This window comes from Enterobacter sp. E14S (assembly GCF_055666685.1).
In genome coordinates this window covers 260,755-276,961 of sequence record NZ_JBVODQ010000001.1, presented here as the reverse complement: position 1 = coordinate 276,961, position 16,207 = coordinate 260,755, and the positions used below count along the sequence as shown (strand labels likewise).

17 protein-coding genes are annotated in these 16,207 nt (G+C 57.8%); 10 read left to right on the top strand and 7 right to left on the bottom strand.

The annotated features are described in order from the left end of the window. The first annotated feature begins 12 nt into the window (after nucleotides 1–12). The 4 genes from osmX (at nucleotide 13) to clcB (ending at nucleotide 4,129) form a co-directional block, all read left to right on the top strand. On the top strand, nucleotides 13–912 hold the full coding sequence (gene osmX, locus ACZ6J2_RS01385; RefSeq protein ID WP_471724565.1) for an osmoprotectant ABC transporter substrate-binding protein OsmX: 900 nt from the start codon (nucleotides 13–15) through the stop codon (nucleotides 910–912). Nucleotides 913–920: 8 nt separating this feature from the next. Beyond that, nucleotides 921–1,568 (top strand): osmoprotectant ABC transporter permease OsmW, encoded by a 648-nt coding sequence (osmW, locus tag ACZ6J2_RS01380; RefSeq protein ID WP_023311514.1) that lies wholly within the window; start codon nucleotides 921–923, stop codon nucleotides 1,566–1,568. Then, on the top strand, nucleotides 1,568–2,716 hold the full coding sequence (gene osmV / locus ACZ6J2_RS01375) for an osmoprotectant ABC transporter ATP-binding protein OsmV (RefSeq protein ID WP_126794196.1): 1,149 nt from the start codon (nucleotides 1,568–1,570) through the stop codon (nucleotides 2,714–2,716). The genes osmW and osmV overlap by 1 nt, the downstream gene beginning before the upstream one ends. Nucleotides 2,717–2,818: 102 nt before the next feature. Further along, a complete protein-coding gene (clcB, locus tag ACZ6J2_RS01370; RefSeq protein ID WP_471724564.1) occupies nucleotides 2,819–4,129 on the top strand; it encodes a voltage-gated ClC-type chloride channel ClcB in 1,311 nt (436 codons plus the stop codon). On the opposite strand, the gene bioD is transcribed toward clcB, so the two are convergent. From bioD to ACZ6J2_RS01355, 3 genes are all read right to left on the bottom strand, one after another. Beyond that, nucleotides 4,064–4,759, bottom strand: coding sequence for a dethiobiotin synthase (gene bioD / locus ACZ6J2_RS01365; RefSeq protein WP_023311511.1), 696 nt, complete (start codon nucleotides 4,757–4,759; stop codon nucleotides 4,064–4,066). The two genes, clcB and bioD, sit on opposite strands and share 66 nt — an antisense overlap. 129 nt (nucleotides 4,760–4,888) lie before the next feature. Next, the gene (gene mlc / locus ACZ6J2_RS01360; protein WP_023311510.1) at nucleotides 4,889–6,109 is read right to left on the bottom strand and encodes a sugar metabolism global transcriptional regulator Mlc; all 1,221 of its coding nucleotides are present in this window, start codon (nucleotides 6,107–6,109) and stop codon (nucleotides 4,889–4,891) included. A 112-nt stretch (nucleotides 6,110–6,221) separates the two neighbouring features. After that, nucleotides 6,222–7,136 carry a LysR family transcriptional regulator gene (locus tag ACZ6J2_RS01355; RefSeq protein WP_471724563.1) on the bottom strand — a complete coding sequence of 305 codons (915 nt, stop codon included), beginning with the start codon at nucleotides 7,134–7,136 and terminating at the stop codon, nucleotides 6,222–6,224. A 121-nt stretch (nucleotides 7,137–7,257) separates the two neighbouring features. On the opposite strand from ACZ6J2_RS01355, the gene ACZ6J2_RS01350 reads away from it, so the two are divergent. The 5 genes from ACZ6J2_RS01350 (at nucleotide 7,258) to ACZ6J2_RS01330 (ending at nucleotide 11,808) form a co-directional block, all read left to right on the top strand. Further along, nucleotides 7,258–8,511, top strand: a complete 1,254-nt coding sequence (locus tag ACZ6J2_RS01350) for an MFS transporter (RefSeq protein ID WP_232938179.1) — start codon at nucleotides 7,258–7,260, stop codon at nucleotides 8,509–8,511. Between the two features lie 74 nt (nucleotides 8,512–8,585). Then, on the top strand, nucleotides 8,586–10,070 hold the full coding sequence (locus ACZ6J2_RS01345; protein WP_047061701.1) for a carboxypeptidase M32: 1,485 nt from the start codon (nucleotides 8,586–8,588) through the stop codon (nucleotides 10,068–10,070). Nucleotides 10,071–10,298: 228 nt separating this feature from the next. Continuing rightward, nucleotides 10,299–10,706, top strand: coding sequence for an acid resistance repetitive basic protein Asr (gene asr, locus ACZ6J2_RS01340; protein WP_045888858.1), 408 nt, complete (start codon nucleotides 10,299–10,301; stop codon nucleotides 10,704–10,706). A 94-nt stretch (nucleotides 10,707–10,800) separates the two neighbouring features. Further along, nucleotides 10,801–10,884, top strand: coding sequence for a small membrane protein YdgU (ydgU, locus tag ACZ6J2_RS01335; RefSeq protein WP_021241182.1), 84 nt, complete (start codon nucleotides 10,801–10,803; stop codon nucleotides 10,882–10,884). A 102-nt stretch (nucleotides 10,885–10,986) separates the two neighbouring features. Then, the gene (locus ACZ6J2_RS01330) at nucleotides 10,987–11,808 is read left to right on the top strand and encodes a trypsin-like serine peptidase (RefSeq protein ID WP_033145374.1); all 822 of its coding nucleotides are present in this window, start codon (nucleotides 10,987–10,989) and stop codon (nucleotides 11,806–11,808) included. Between the two features lies 1 nt (nucleotide 11,809). Here the strand turns inward: ACZ6J2_RS01330 and ACZ6J2_RS01325 are convergent, their stop codons facing one another. The 4 genes from ACZ6J2_RS01325 to ACZ6J2_RS01310 all read right to left on the bottom strand — a co-directional run bounded on the left by ACZ6J2_RS01325 (nucleotide 11,810) and on the right by ACZ6J2_RS01310 (nucleotide 15,023). Then, nucleotides 11,810–13,972 (bottom strand): bifunctional diguanylate cyclase/phosphodiesterase, encoded by a 2,163-nt coding sequence (locus tag ACZ6J2_RS01325; protein WP_471724562.1) that lies wholly within the window; start codon nucleotides 13,970–13,972, stop codon nucleotides 11,810–11,812. Nucleotides 13,973–14,055: 83 nt separating this feature from the next. Next, the gene (gene mdtI, locus ACZ6J2_RS01320) at nucleotides 14,056–14,385 is read right to left on the bottom strand and encodes a multidrug/spermidine efflux SMR transporter subunit MdtI (RefSeq protein ID WP_024909144.1); all 330 of its coding nucleotides are present in this window, start codon (nucleotides 14,383–14,385) and stop codon (nucleotides 14,056–14,058) included. Beyond that, nucleotides 14,372–14,734: a multidrug/spermidine efflux SMR transporter subunit MdtJ gene (gene mdtJ, locus ACZ6J2_RS01315; RefSeq protein ID WP_471724561.1), complete on the bottom strand. Its 363-nt coding sequence runs from the start codon at nucleotides 14,732–14,734 to the stop codon at nucleotides 14,372–14,374. The genes mdtI and mdtJ overlap by 14 nt, the downstream gene beginning before the upstream one ends. Nucleotides 14,735–14,852: 118 nt before the next feature. Then, nucleotides 14,853–15,023 (bottom strand): protein YdgV, encoded by a 171-nt coding sequence (locus ACZ6J2_RS01310; RefSeq protein WP_085930315.1) that lies wholly within the window; start codon nucleotides 15,021–15,023, stop codon nucleotides 14,853–14,855. Nucleotides 15,024–15,156: 133 nt separating this feature from the next. Here ACZ6J2_RS01310 and ACZ6J2_RS01305 point away from each other — a divergent pair, with 133 nt between their 5' ends. After that, nucleotides 15,157–16,191, top strand: a complete 1,035-nt coding sequence (locus ACZ6J2_RS01305) for an AI-2E family transporter (protein WP_471724560.1) — start codon at nucleotides 15,157–15,159, stop codon at nucleotides 16,189–16,191. Nucleotides 16,192–16,207 lie beyond the last annotated feature (16 nt).

The window sequence follows — 16,207 nt, the reverse complement described above, 5'->3', positions numbered from 1 at the left end:
CAAGGAGCTTTTATGAGACTGTTTTCCGGCCTGACGGCGCTGTGTGCCGCGGCGCTGTTCACCGGCCAGGCGATGGCGGCCCCGCTGATTCTGGCGACCAAGAGCTTTACCGAGCAGCACATTCTCTCGGCGATGACCGTGCAGTACCTGCAAAAGAAAGGTTTTCAGGTCCAGCCACAAACCAACATTGCCACGGTGATCTCCCGCAACGCGATGATCAACAAGCAGATTGACATGACCTGGGAGTATACCGGCACGTCCTTGATCATCTTTAACCATATCAACAAGCGCATGTCGCCGCAGGAGTCTTACGAGACGGTGAAACGCCTGGACGCAAAGCACGGTCTGGTCTGGCTCAAGCCCGCCGACATGAACAACACCTACGCTTTCGCCATGCAGCGCAAGCGCGCCGAGGCGGAACATATCAACACCATGTCGGAGATGGTGGCGAAGATTGAGCAGGTCCGTAAAACCAACCCCGACAAAAACTGGCTGCTGGGCCTGGACCTGGAATTCGCCGGACGCAGCGACGGCATGAAGCCGCTTCAGGCGGCCTACAGGATGGATCTGGACCGCCCGCAAATCCGTCAGATGGACCCCGGTCTGGTCTATAACGCGGTGCGCGACGGCTTCGTTGACGCCGGTCTGATTTACACCACCGACGGGCGCGTAAAAGGCTTCGACCTCAAGGTGCTGGAAGACGATAAAGGCTTCTTCCCGAGCTACGCGGTGACGCCGGTGGTGCGTAAGGACACGCTGGAGGCCAACCCCGGTCTGAAAGAGGCGCTTAACACCCTCTCGGCACAGCTCAACAACGACGTTATCACCGAGCTGAACAAGAAGGTGGATATCGACCATCAGTCACCGCAGCAGGTCGCCCGCGATTTCCTGCGTAGCAAACAGCTGCTGTAGGAGGCGCTATGGAGACGATTCACTACATTCTGGACAACTGGGATTACCTCTTAACCCTGACGCTGCAGCACCTGTGGCTGGTGGCGCTGGCCGTAGGTTTAGCCATCATCATCGGCGTACCGCTGGGTATTCTGATTGTCCGCCACAGGTGGCTGGCTACGCCGGTGCTGGGGATTGCCACCATCGTGCTGACCATTCCGTCCATCGCCCTGTTTGGCCTGATGATCCCGCTGTTTTCGCTGATCGGTCAGGGTATCGGTGCCCTGCCCGCAATTACGGCGGTGTTTCTCTACTCGCTGCTGCCGATTGTGCGTAATACCCATACGGCGCTCGACAGCCTGCCGCCGGGGCTGCGCGAAGCCGGACGCGGCATCGGCATGACCTTCTGGCAGCGTCTGCGCTGGGTTGAGATCCCGATGGCGCTGCCGGTGATTTTCGGCGGGATCCGCACCGCCGTAGTGATGAACATCGGCGTGATGGCGATTGCCGCCGTGATCGGCGCGGGCGGCCTGGGCCTGCTGCTGCTCAACGGCATCGGCGGAAGCGATATTCGCATGTTGATTGCGGGCGCGCTGATGATTTGTCTTTTAGCGATTGTGCTCGACTGGCTGCTGCACCGTCTGCAGGTGGTTCTGACTCCAAAGGGGATTCGATAATGATAAAACTGGAAAACCTCACCAAACAATTTTCACAGAAGCACGGCCAGACCTTTAAGGCCGTCGATAACGTCAACCTGACCGTGCCCGAAGGGGAAATGTGCGTCCTGCTCGGCCCGTCCGGCTGCGGGAAGACCACCACCCTGAAGATGATTAACCGCCTCATTACCCCAAGCAGCGGGACGATCCTGATCAACGGTGAAGACACCAGCGGGATGGACACCGTCACCCTGCGCCGCAACATCGGCTACGTGATCCAGCAGATTGGCCTGTTCCCGAACATGACCATCGAAGAGAACATCACCGTCGTGCCGCGCATGCTGGGCTGGGATAAAGCGCGCTGCAAAACCCGCGCCGAAGAGCTGATGGATATGGTGGCGATGGATCCGCACAAGTTCCTCAACCGCTACCCGCGCGAGATGTCCGGCGGCCAGCAGCAGCGTATCGGCGTGATCCGCGCCCTGGCGGCGGATCCTCCGGTACTGCTGATGGATGAACCCTTCGGCGCGGTGGACCCGATCAACCGCGAGGTGATCCAGAACCAGTTCCTCGAGATGCAGCGCAAGCTGAAAAAAACCGTCATGCTGGTCAGCCACGATATCGACGAAGCCCTGAAGCTCGGCGACCGTATTGCGGTGTTCCGTCAGGGAAAAATCGTGCAGTGCGCCAGCCCGGATGAACTGCTGGCGAAACCGGCGAACGAATTTGTCGGCTCGTTTGTCGGTCAGGACCGCACCCTGAAGCGTCTGCTGCTGGTATCGGCGGGCGACGTCACCGACCAGCAGCCGACCATTACGGTGCGGGGCTCTACTCCGCTTCCCGAAGCTTTTGCGACCATGGATGATAACGACATTCGAGCCGTGACGGTGGTCGACGAGCACGGTAAACCGCTGGGCTTTGTGAAGCGTCGCGAAGCGCGTAACGCCAGCGGTACCTGCGCCGACATTCTCCATCCGTTCCGCATGACCGGCAAGGCGGAAGATAACCTGCGCGTGGTGCTTTCACGTCTGTATGAGAGCAATACCAGCTGGATGCCGATCGTGGATGAGGACGGTCGCTACAACGGCGAGATTTCGCAGGACTATATTGCCGAGTACCTGAGCTCCGGGCGCACGCGTCGGGCGCTGAATATTCATAGCGACAGCTAACCTTTCTGGCCGGGCATCGCCCGGCTTTTTCGCACGCAGACCTTTTGCTAACCCCGCGATTTCCCGCCACAATATGGTATCGTCCCCGTTTAATCGCGACCCATGCTACGTCTTCATACTTACCCTGACATCCGCGCGATGTTTCGCCGACTGCTGATTGCCACCGTCACCGGCGTGCTGGCCGCGCTGGCCGTGGCGGTATTCCGCCACAGCATGTACCTGCTGGAGTGGCTGCTTCTCAGCAACGACAGCGGCAGCCTGGTGAATGCCGCCGCGTCGCTCTCGCCCTGGCGGCGCGCATTGACGCCTGCGCTGGGCGGGCTGGCTGCCGGGCTGCTGCTCTGGGGATGGCAGCGTCTGACCGCGCAGCTGCCTCATGCCCCCACCGATTACATGGAAGCGCTGGAGACCGGAGACGGCCAGTTTGACTACGGCGCCAGCCTTGTGAAGTCCCTTGCCTCGCTGCTGGTCGTGGCCAGCGGAAGCGCCATCGGGCGTGAAGGGGCGATGATCCTGCTTGCCGCCCTCGCCGCCTCCCTTTTCGCCCGGCGCTTTACGCCCAAATCCGAGTGGAAATTATGGATAGCCTGCGGTGCCGCGGCCGGGATGGCCAGCGCCTACCATGCTCCGTTAGCCGGAAGTCTGTTCATCGCGGAAATTCTGTTTGGCACGCTGATGCTGGCCTCGCTCGGCCCCGTGGTTATCGCGGCGGTGGTGGCGCTTCTTACGACGCAGCTCCTGGCACCGGGCGCGGGTACGCTCTACGCGGTCCATCTGAGCGGCATTCTCTCCGCTGCCGATTATGCTCTTCTCGTCGCGATGGGGCTGGTGGCGGGCCTTTGCGGACCGCTGCTGATGTGGCTGATGGACGTCAGCCACGGGCTTTTCCTGCGCCTCAAGCTTTCGCCGCCGTGGCAATTAGCGCTGGGCGGTGCGATCGTCGGGCTGCTGTCTCTCCTCACGCCGAAGGTGTGGGGGAATGGCTACAGCGTGGTTCAGGCTTTTCTGCTCGCCCCGCCGCTGCTGTCGGTGATTGCCGGGGTGTTTATCTGCAAGCTGCTGGCGGTACTGGCGAGCAGCGGATCGGGCGCGCCGGGCGGGGTGTTTACGCCCACGCTGTTTGTCGGGATGGCAACGGGGATGCTGTTTGCGCAGGTTTTCGCGCTTTGGCTGCCGGGTTCTGAGACGGCGATTCTGCTGGGGCTGGCGGGGATGGCAACGCTACTCGCCGCGACCACGCATGCGCCCATTATGTCGGCGCTGATGGTCTGTGAAATGACCGGGCATTATTTTTTACTGCCCGGCCTGCTGGTCGCCTGCGTGGTGGCGTCCGTGCTGTCGCGGACGTTACGCCACGACTCGATCTACGGTCAACACGCCACCGAGGGCAGAGAGATCGATGTACTGCGCTAGCTCGCGCTGTTCGGCGCGGGGCAGATAAGGCAGTTCACCCACCAGCGGCCCGGGCAGCTTTTTGCTCAGCACGTCGATGATCTCCGCGTAGTGCGCCAGGCCCGGATTGATGCGGTTTGCTACCCAGCCAATCAGCGGCAGGCCGTCATTGGCGATTGCCTGCGCCGTCAGCAGCGCGTGGTTGATGCACCCTTCCTGGATACCCACCACCATCACCACCGGAAGCTGCTCCTGCACGACCCATTCAGAAAGCGGACGCAGGTCGTTCATCAGGCTGCGCCAGCCGCCCGTCCCTTCCACCACCACGTGGTCCACCTTCTCGCTCAGGTTCGCCAGGCCGTCGGACAACAGGGGATAATTAATCAGGCCGCTGTGCGCTACGCTGCTCTCCTCTTCGCTTAACGCAATGGGATTGACCGCGTGATAGGGCAGTTCCAGCGACGAGACGCTTTGCAGCACCAGGGCGTCTTTATTACGCAATCCCTCTGGCGTCTCTTTACTCCCTTTTGCGACCGGTTTGTACCCTGCCACGCGTTTACCGCTTGCTGCCAGCGCCTGCAGCAATGCGCGGGATACGACGGTCTTGCCGACAGAGGTATCTGTACCAGTAACAAAGAAACGCTTAAGCATGACTCACTCCACCTCTTGGGTATGCTTCGAAATATAAACCAGGTAAATAATTCAGTGGAGGAAGTCTACGGGATGCGTGCGCTACCCGGCTTGAGATAGCGCAATTTTTCTTACATCTGCGGAAAAGAGTTAACCCTGCAACAGGCGGATCAACAGCGAGCCGTTATACATGGCGTCTTTGACCAGCGCCGCGCCGGCCATGGTTCCCTGGTTGGAAAACTGGGTGCTTTCTACCGCAATGTTTTTGCTGTAGGCGGGAAGCGACTGCTGATGGATACAGGCTGAGATCGCCGGGAAGAGGATCTCCGCCGCCTGGCTCAGCGGTGAGCCAATAAGGATTTTTTGCGGGTTGAAGAGGTTCACCATAATGGCCAGAATGCGGCCAACGTTATTACCCACGCCGGTAATAATGTCCTTCGCCAGCAGATCGCCCTGACGCGCGGCGGCGCAGAGGGAATCCACCGTCAGGGGTTGTCCGTGCAGCGAGGAGCTCATGGACTGGCTCAGCCGAACCTGCGCCAGTTCCAGCACGCTTTCCACGCTGGCAATGGTCTCCAGACAGCCGTGGTTTCCGCAGTAGCAGCGCTTACCGTACGGATCGACCTGGGTGTGGCCAATTTCCACCAGGCTGCTGCTTCCGGCGTGGAGAAGACGTCCGTCGGTGATCACCCCCGCCCCGACGTTATGGTCGATGACCACCTGAATCACATCCCGCGCGCCGCGCGACGCGCCAAACAGCGCCTCCGCCATCGTCCAGGCGCTGATGTCATGCTGAATATAGACCGGCACGCCGGTATGATTTTTCAGCACCTCGCCAAGCGGCATCTCTTTGACATCGTCGTAAAACGGCATGCGGTGAACGATGCCGTTTTCGGTATCAATAATTCCCGGCATGGTGATGGCAATCGCCGTTAAGCGCTCAAGCCGCTGCTGATGGCGGATAAAGAAGTGATCGATGTGCGAGACAATCGCGTCGAGGAGCGGTTCTTCTGCGTTGAGCGGCAGTTCAAGCCGGTCTTCCACCACCAGCTTGCTGCTGAGGTCGCGCAGCGCAAGGAAGATCTCCCCCCGGCTGATGCGCAGTGACAGGTAGTGCCACGCTTCCGTTTCAACCACCAGCCCGACCGCCGGACGGCCACGGCTGCCCGGCTCCTGAATTTCTGTCTCCTGAACCAGGTGCGCTTCCAGCATCTCGCGGACAATCTTGGTGATACTGGCAGGTGCCAGTTGTGCCAGGCGCGAAAGATCGATACGCGAAACCGGACCAAGCTGATCAATCAGGCGATACACCGCGCCAGCGTTGGTCTGCTTAATCTGATCGATATGCCCTGGCTGACTATCAGCAACCACCTCGTACTCCCTTATTTTCGAGCTTCGAAATAAACTGTTGGCTATGGTGAAGCACTTGCATGGCCGTCGTCAAATATTTACTTAGCCATGTGATTTACCGCACATTTTTACCCTATTTTCCGCGAAAATGTCGCCCGGCAGAGGCGCTCATTAGCTGCTGTTTGAAGCGCTGTGCGGCATGGCTCTGTTCACGGTGTTTTGACCACACCAGCCACATTTCGGAAACGGCATCCTCTTCGGCGATACTCACCCAGCGCATTTCGCGCAGCTGCACCCGCTTAAAGGAGGCCGGAAGAATAGACACGCCCAGACCGGCCGCGACCAGGCCGATAATGGTCATCGCTTCCCCTACCTCCTGGGTGATGACCGGAGCAAGATCGTAGCGGCGCATCAGCCCCAGGATATCGTCATACAGGCCCGTCCCGACCTGCGGGTCAAAAAAGACAAACGGCTCTCTTGCCAGCTCTGCCAGCGAAACCGCCGGACGCGACGCCAGCGGGTGATCGTGCGGGATCATCGCCATCAGCGGCTCGCGCAGGATCACCTCCCACGCCAGCGTGTCCGGCAGCTGGGTGTTACGCATCAGCCCCAGATCCAGCGCTCCCTCATTCAGCGGGGCAATCTGCTCGCGGGTGTTGATTTCGCGCGTCTGAATGTGAACATCCGGAAAGTGGCGACGGAATGACGAAAGGGTCTCCGAGACGGCGCTGATAAACGGCGCCGACGAGGTAAACCCGATCCGCAGCTCTCCGGCTTCTCCGAGATAGAGCCGTTCTGCCCGCGCGGCGGCGTCATCGACCATGCTCAGGATTTGTCGGCTGTCGATCAGGAACTGCTTACCCGCCGCCGTCAGGCTCACGCTGCGGTTGGTGCGGGCCAGAAGGCGCGCCCCGACCTGCTGCTCCAGGATCTGAATCTGCTGGCTTAACGGTGGCTGAGAGATATTCAGCCGTGCCGCCGCGCGCCCAAAATGCAGCTCCTCGGCGACGGCGACAAAGTAGCGAAGATGACGCAGCTCGATATTCATATTTTTAAAGTATCATTTGAGATTATTAATATATTAGACAGAATATTTACATTTTCCTACCCTGAACAGATGGTCATACCCGTCACCAGAAATCACGGGGATGTTTAAGCAAGGAAACAGTGTGAGCCGTACAACGACTATTGATATCGATCCGGCAAGAGATATCAATGATTTACCCGCAGCACCGCAGCCGGTCCAGTTCATTAAACGTGGTACCCCCCAATTTATGCGCGTCACGCTGGCGCTTTTTTCCGCCGGTCTGGCCACCTTCGCCCTGCTCTATTGCGTTCAGCCGATCCTGCCCGTTCTCTCTCATGAGTTTGGCGTATCGCCTGCCAGCAGCAGCGTTTCGCTCTCTGTTTCTACCGGCATGCTGGCGATTGGCCTGCTCTTTACCGGGCCCCTGTCCGACGCCATTGGCCGTAAACCGGTGATGGTAACCGCGCTGATGCTGGCGTCGGTCTGTACGTTACTCTCGACCATGATGACCAGCTGGCACGGTATTCTGGTGATGCGCGCGCTGATTGGGCTCTCGCTCAGCGGCGTGGCGGCGGTCGGGATGACCTACCTCAGCGAGGAGATCCACCCGAGCTTTGTTGCTTTCTCTATGGGGCTTTACATCAGCGGGAACTCGATTGGCGGAATGAGCGGCCGCCTGCTGAGCGGGGTGTTTACGGACTTCTTTAACTGGCGTATTGCGCTGGCGGTAATCGGGTGTTTTGCGCTGGCATCAGCGCTGATGTTCTGGAAAATTCTACCGGAATCGCGTCATTTCCGCCCGACATCGCTGCGCCCGAAAACGCTGTTTATCAACTTCCGCCTGCACTGGCGCGACAAAGGGCTTCCGCGCCTGTTTCTGATGGGATTCCTGCTGATGGGTGCCTTCGTCACGCTGTTTAACTATATAGGCTACCGCCTGATGCTCTCCCCGTGGCATCTGAATCAGGCCGTTGTCGGTTTGCTTTCTGTGGCCTATCTCACCGGCACGTGGAGCTCGCCGAAAGCCGGGGCGATGACCGCACGCTATGGACGCGGGCCGGTACTGCTGGTATTCACGGGCGTGATGTTACTCGGCCTGCTGCTGACGCTATTATCCTCGCTGTGGTTCATCTTTGCCGGGATGCTGCTCTTCTCCGCCGGGTTCTTCGCCGCCCACTCGGTCGCCAGCAGCTGGATTGGCCCGCGCGCGCGTCGCGCCAAAGGACAGGCATCATCGCTGTATCTGTTTAGCTATTACCTGGGTTCCAGCATCGCCGGAACCCTCGGCGGCGTGTTCTGGCATAACTACGGCTGGAACGGGGTGGGCGGGTTTATCGCGCTGATGCTGTGCGCGGCGCTGCTGGTGGGCACCAGTTTGCATAAACGTCTGCATTAACATTCCAGCGCCTTCGTGTTTAAATCAAGCCGATGCTAATTTTTGTCATCGGCTGATTCAGACACGAGGACTTCATGAAAAACAATAACTACCAACAACTCACCCGCACCTTCCAGCGTCTCTCCCGCTTCTCCCACCTCTCCTCCATCGCCAGCTGGGACATGTTCACGATGATGCCGCCGGGCGGCAGCGCCGCGCGCGGTGAAGCACTCGCGGAGATGAGCGTCCTGCAACATCAGATCCTGACCGATAAAAAAGTCGGCGACCTGTTAGCGGCGGCGGCAGGTGAAGATCTGAATGATGTCGAACAGGCCAACCTGCGCGAAATGACGCGCCACTACCAGCAGGCCACTCTGCTGCCGGAATCGCTGGTGGAAGCGAAATCCCTGGCGGGCAGCAAGTGTGAACACGCCTGGCGTACTCAGCGTCCCGCCAACGACTGGCAGGGTTTTTCCGCCAACCTGAAAGAGGTGGTCAAACTCAGCCGCGAAGAGGCTCGCCTGCGGGCCGAAGCCAAAGGCTGTACGCCGTACGACGCGCTGCTGGACATTTTTGAACCCGACATGACCAGCGCGCGTCTGGACGTTCTGTTCGGCGATATGAAGTCCTGGCTCCCGGACCTGCTGGCAAACGTGGTCGAAAAACAGGCTCAACGGTCGTTTATTCCGCCGCAAGGCCCCTTCCCGACGGCAACACAGCGTGAGCTGGGCCTGGAAGCCATGAAGATGCTTGGCTTCGATTTTAACGGCGGTCGCCTGGACGTGAGCGCGCACCCGTTCTGCGGCGGCGTCCCGGAAGACGTGCGCATCACCACGCGCTATGACGAAGATGAGCTGCTCAGCGCGCTGTTTGGCGTGATCCACGAAACCGGACACGCCCGCTACGAACAAAACCTGCCGCGCGCGTGGGCAGGACAGCCGGTTGCGCTGGCGCGCTCAACCGCGATCCATGAGTCACAGAGCCTGTTCTTTGAAATGCAGCTGGGGCGCAGTGAAGCCTTCCTCAGGCATCTTCTCCCTGCGGTACACGCCCGCTTTGGCAGCCAGGCGGCATTCAGCGAAGAGAACTTCATTGCCTGGAACCAGCGCGTGAAGCCTGGCTATATCCGCGTCGATGCGGACGAAGTGAGCTACCCGGCACACGTGGTGCTGCGCTATGAGATTGAGCGTGCGCTGATCAACGGCGAGATCGAGGTGGACGATATTCCCGCCCTGTGGGACGAGAAAATGCAGGCCTGGCTCGGATTATCCACCAAAGACAACTACCGCAACGGCTGTATGCAGGATATCCACTGGACCGACGGCGGTTTTGGTTACTTCCCGTCATACACGCTTGGCGCTATGTACGCCGCGCAGCTGTTCCATGCCGCCCGAACCGCACTGCCGGGTCTGCAGGCCTCCATCGCTGAGGGCGATTTTTCCGCACTCTTTGAGTGGCTGCGTCAGAACATCTGGCAGCACGGCAGCCGCTTCAGCACGTCGCAATTAATCACCCAGGCGACGGGCGAAGATCTGAATATCCGTTACTTCCGCGAACATCTGACCTCGCGCTATTTGTAATCTGTTTGGCCGGGGTGAGGGAGCTCCAGTAAAAGAACCGTATGTTCCCCCTCACCTCAGCCCTCTCCCTCAAGGGAGAGGGGGTCGTCCGTGCAGAACCCCGGCAATGTACATATGGTTACACGCCGATACCAATCACTCACGGAAACCTCGAATTTACAGGGATATAGTTATTTCAACGGCCCCGCAGTGGGGTTAAATGAAAAAACCAAATTCGAGGGTATGAGAATGAATAAAGTATTAGCTCTGGTTGTTGCCGCTGCTATGGGTCTGTCTTCTGCTGCATTTGCTGCTGACACTACCGCAACTGCTGCACCGGCTGCCGCGCCTGCTGCAACCACCACCGCTGCGCCAGCAAAAGCGGTTCACCATAAGAAACATCACAAAGCTGCAGTGAAAAAAGAAGCCGCTGCGCCAGCAACCGCAGCACCAACCGAGCAGAAAGCTCAGGCTGCCAAAAAGCACCACAAGAAAGCCGCTAAACCGGCTGTAGAACAGAAAGCTCAGGCTGCTAAAAAGCACCACAAAAAAGCGACCAAACCGGCTGTAGAACAGAAAGCTCAGGCTGCTAAAAAGCATCACAAAAAAGCAGTAAAACACGAAGCTGCTAAACCAGCTGCACAGCCAGCTGCGTAAGAGTACAAGCTTAACCGTGCCCTTCGGGGCACGTTGGTAAACCGGCGCTGAACCGGAACAGGTTCCGCGCCGTTTTTTTATTTCCGGAGGGCGTATGCTGCGACGCTATCGGTTTGAGCTGATTCTGATCCTGCTTATTTTATGCGCGCTCATCGCCAGCCATTTTTATCTTTCCTGATTGTAGCACGCTGATTTTACTCCCACTTTAGCGCTGTCCCGTCTATAGTATTTTCATAGGGTTCACTTTTAATAATCATAATTACCCCCACCAGAGTGTGATATGCGTAAATCTGTTGTGTTGTTACTGGGAACGTTTGGTCTTTTTTCTGGATTCTCACATGCGGATGATGGCGGTGATGACACCATTAGCGCGAAAGAGCTAAAGACGCTTTTTTTCGGTCATGACGATCGTACGCGCGTCGCCGATCCCACCCAGGCCCCCTGGGATGCTATAGGTCAACTGGAAACCGCCAGCGGTAACTTATGCACCGCGACGCTGATCACCCCGCAGCTTGCCCTGACGGCAGGCCACTGCCTGTTAACGCCGCCAAACGGCAAGCCGGATAAAGCGGTTGCCTTGCGGTTTGTGTCGCAAAAAGGGACCTGGCGCTATGAAATCCACGGCATTGAGGGACGGGTCGATCCGTCTCTCGGCAAACGCCTGAAGCCGGATGGCGACGGCTGGATAGTGCCACCGGCGGCCGCCTCATGGGACTTTGGCCTGATCGTTTTACGCTACCCGCCTTCGGGCATTACGCCGCTGCCGTTATTTGACGGCGACAAGGCCGCCCTCACCGCCGCGCTGAAAGCCGCCGACCGAAAGGTGACGCAGTCAGGCTATCCTGTCGATCATCTGGATACGCTTTATACGCACAGCGACTGTATTGTGACGGGCTGGGCGCAAACCAGCGTGCTTTCGCATCAGTGCGATACGTTGCCGGGTGACAGTGGTTCGCCGCTGATGCTGAAAACCGACAATGGCTGGCAGTTGATTGGTGTCCAGAGCTCTGCGCCGGCGGCAAAAGACCGGTGGCGCGCCGATAACCGCGCCTTGTCCGTTACCGGTTTCCGCGACCAGCTGGAAGCGCTGGCGCAGCAGTAAATCAGCAGCGTCTGACCTTACGTAACGCTTTGATTGACTCAATTGGCATCGGCTGGCTGAACCAAAATCCCTGGAGTTGATCGCAGCCAGCCAGCCGCAGCAGTTTCATTTGCTTCTCGGTTTCCACCCCTTCTGCCACCACCGCCATGCCCAGCGCATTGGCGATCCGCACCGTACCGCTCACCAGCGCGGCCGCCTGTTCATCGTTATCCACCAGCCCGGCCAGGGATTTATCGATCTTGATGGTATCGAAGTTAAAACGCCGCAAATAGCCAATGCTGGAATAGCCGGTGCCAAAGTCATCCAGCGCCACCGCCGTACCCAGCGCTTTAAGATTCGCTATCGCCATGCGGGCTCGCTCCGGATTTTCCAGTACATAAGACTCCGTAACCTCAAGCTGCAGCCGGTTGGCCGGGAAACGGGTGCTCTCCAGCACGCTGGCCACTTTTTCTTCGAAGGCAGGATCGCGAAATTGCGCGGGGGAGATATTCACGGAGAGCTTTAATTCACCGTACGGCTGCAGATCCTCACAGGCCCGCTGCAACACGAACTGACCCAGCTTGTAAATCAGACCGCTGGTCTCCGCAATGGCGATAAAGGTATCCGGACCCAGCGGCCCCTCCGGGCGACGTGGCCAGCGGACCAGCGCTTCGACGCTGCTCATTGTCTGACTGCGGGCGTCAACGATCGGCTGATACCAGACCTCAAACTCATCGCGCTCCAGGCCTCTGCGGATCTGATTTTCAATCGCCAGCTTGCGTTCCCGGACGCTGTTCAGCTCTGCGTCGTAGTGGGTAATACGCCCTTTCCCGCTCATTTTGGCGTGATACATGGCAATATCGGCACGGCGAAACAGTTCGGAACTGTTGCATTCCGTCAGAGTTCCGCTGGCGATGCCGATGCTGGCACCAATATGGATGGTGCGTTCCCCCAGCTGAACCGGGGTGGTGAGAAAATCCAGCACGGAAACGGCAAAGGCGGTAGCCTGCGCCTCTGCATCATCACCGCCGATGGTCATGGCAAACTCATCCCCGCCCATGCGCGCCAGCATCCCACCCGGCGGCACGCGTTCATTCAGCGTTTTCGCTATCGCCACGATGAGGTCGTCCCCCACGCTGTGGCCGTAGATGTCATTCACATCTTTAAAACCGTCCAGATCGATAAACACTACGCTTTTGACGTCGGTATCGCCGCGTAAACGCACCCGATCAAGCGTCTCGATAAGCGCGCGTCGATTCGGCAGATGGCTTAGCCAGTCCGTTCTTGCAACCAGACGCGCCTGGCTTTCGCCGCGCGCGAGTTTGTACAGCCCCACGCTGCTCACCAGAATGAAGAGCAGAATCAGCCCCGACACCAGCACCACAATCTGCCTGATATCAGACGATGCCGCCCGGGCGGCCTGTGCGCCCGGGAGCCGCGCCTGCCAGTTCAGATATCCGACTAACTCCCCTGCCGCACTGTGCAGCGGCATACTGCGATCGTTGATTTTGCCTGGGGTAAAATGGAGGTTATCGATCTGAAAGGTGCCGCCCAGGTCGGATAATATTCTGGCGTTCAGATGGCGGGTAATCACCAGATAGCGGCGCGTTCCGTCCTTGACCTGTAAGCTGCCGACCATCGGGCGAATCAGCCCAATGCCGACAAAGGCCACGCCGGTGCGCGTCTGGCTGATCCCGGCATAGATATTTTTTTCGCCCGCAAGCTCGCGCCCGTGCTGGTCAATAAGCGCTTTGAGGCCTTTACCAAAGAAGTCGAGGTTTTTTTCGTTAAAGGGCCGGCTTTGAAACGATCCCCAGAGGACGTTGAAATGCTCATCCAGCACGAAGGTGCCGTCATAGAGATTATTGATTTTAAAGCCAGTACCCCAGGTGTTGTACAGCCAGTCGGTATCGAGCGTGGGACGGTAGGCCTCCCGCACCGCATCGTCCCAGACGGCGTTATCAAGCACCAGAGAGGAGACGCGGTTAACCGAGGTCTGAATAGACCCCTGCACGGAAAGCGCCGTGCGGTGTTCATCAATTTCATTGGTTTTGGTGCTGATAAGATGCAGGGATAGATAGAGCAGTGCGACGATGGAGATGATTAAGCCGATGCCCGCCATGAAGACCAGGGCAAACAACGTTCTCGCATTGGGAATATTGCGCCAGCTTAATGTGCGATACATCAGCCATCCTCTTCATGTTTTGCTTTTCTAAGCGTAATACAGGCAGCGAATTTCGCTGCCTGTAAATCATGGCGAGAGGTCTGTCAGGCGAGTTTTATCATGATCATGCCGGCAAGCAGCAAGATGAGCCCCATCCAGCCCTTGTTGTTTAAGCGCTGGCCGAAGAGCACCCAGCCTGCGGCCAGCGTGGCGGCGATACCAAAACCGCCCCACAGCGCATAGGCCACCGACAGATCGATCCCTTTTACCGCCTGGGACAGGGCGCTGAACGCCCCCAGAACCGCGGCAATCGACATCAGGCCGTACAGTTTACGGCGAAAACCATCCGAGAATTTCAGCAGAACGTTCGCCAGGATCTCCAGTACGATGGCGAGACCGAGCCAGGCCGCATGAACCCACTCAAACTGCTGCATGGTTCTGCTCCTTCTGCTGTTTGCCAGGCTTACGGGTACCCGATTTAATCAGCACAATACCCGCGACCAGCGTCGTTAATCCGGCGACCTTCATTGTTGTTAATGTTTCGTCAAATATCAGCACGCTGAACAGCGTAATCAACAAAATACCGATCCCTTCCCACAGTGCATACGCGACGCCCAGCGCAATTTTTTTCACCGCAAACGAGAGGAAAATATAAGAAAGCGAAATCATCACCAGCATCAAAATAAAACCGGTGTTGCCATCGCTGACGCTTGCCCATTTCATAGACAGCGTGCCGGTAATTTCAGCGATGATAGCCAGCGCTAATAGGATCCAGTAAAACATGTTTTTCTCCTGCTTGAGAATATAATCCATCGTGGCCCGCTGCGTGCAGCAAACCCAAAAAATACGAATTGAAATCAGACAGCTAAGCGCGTTGCGCCAGCTCAGGCAGAAGAAATGACTATAGTGCGGTGCGCCAGTGTTGCTCACCAGAAAGCAGGCAGAAAGAAGTGGAGTATACAGCGGTATTGTTTGAAGAGTACGTCCTGAACATATTGTCCATAAAATTACAATTATCCGCGTTGTTGCTTCTCGTCTTTGCGGATGAAAATTGTCCTCGGTAGTTAAACACACCAGATTTGTACCATAAGCCAGGATTTTACTCAAAGTCTTTGCAATTCTTTACCCATCCCGTTTGATTTTGGTTAGTTTATTGCAACGCCTTTCGCCTTTATTATAAATATAAAGAAAATTTCGGAGTCACCATGGCTAAACCCATTATTACCCTGAACGGGTTAAAAATTGTCATCATGCTGGGCATGCTGGTGATCGTACTGACGGGCGTTCGTTTTGCCGCCGACATTATTGTGCCCTTTATTCTGGCCCTGTTTGTTGCGGTGATCCTTAACCCGCTGGTGCAGCGCATGACGCGGCTACGCATCCCGCGCGTGCTGGCGATTACGCTGCTTATCAGCATCGTCATTGTGGCGATGGTCTTGCTGGTGGCGTATCTGGGGACCTCGCTCAATGAACTGGCGCGAACGCTGCCGAAGTACCGCTCTTCGCTGGCGATACCGCTGCTGCAGCTGGAACCCTGGCTGCAGCGCGCGGGTATCGAAGTCTCGGTTGAGGAACTCCTGAAATATATCGACCCCAACGCGGCCATGACGATCGTTACCAGCCTGCTGGCGCAGCTTTCCAATGCCATGACCTCCATTTTCCTGCTGTTTTTAACGGTGGTGTTCATGCTGCTGGAGGTGCCGCAGCTGCCGGCAAAGCTGCAGCAGATGATGGTCCGTCCGGTTGAAGGAATGGGAGCGATTCAACGCGCGCTGGACAGCGTCTCCCGCTATCTGGTGCTGAAAACGGCGATTAGCCTGGTCACGGGCGGTGTTGTCTGGGGGATGCTTCTGGCGCTGGACGTTCGCTTTGCGTTTGTCTGGGGGTTACTGGCGTTTGCGCTTAACTACATTCCCAACATCGGCTCCGTGCTGGCGGCGATCCCCCCTATCCTTCAGGTGCTGGTTTTCAGCGGGCTTTATGACGCGCTGATCCTGCTGGCCGGATACCTGGTCATCAACCTGGTGTTCGGTAATATTCTTGAGCCACGCATGATGGGTCGGGGGTTGGGACTCTCCACGCTGGTGGTCTTTTTGTCCCTGATTTTCTGGGGCTGGCTGCTCGGCCCCGTTGGGATGCTGCTCTCCGTCCCGCTGACCATTATCGTCAAGATTGGCCTGGAACAGACGGCGGGCGGGCAAACTATCGCCGTGCTGCTGAGCGATATGAGCCATAAATAGCGCTGACAGGAGGGAC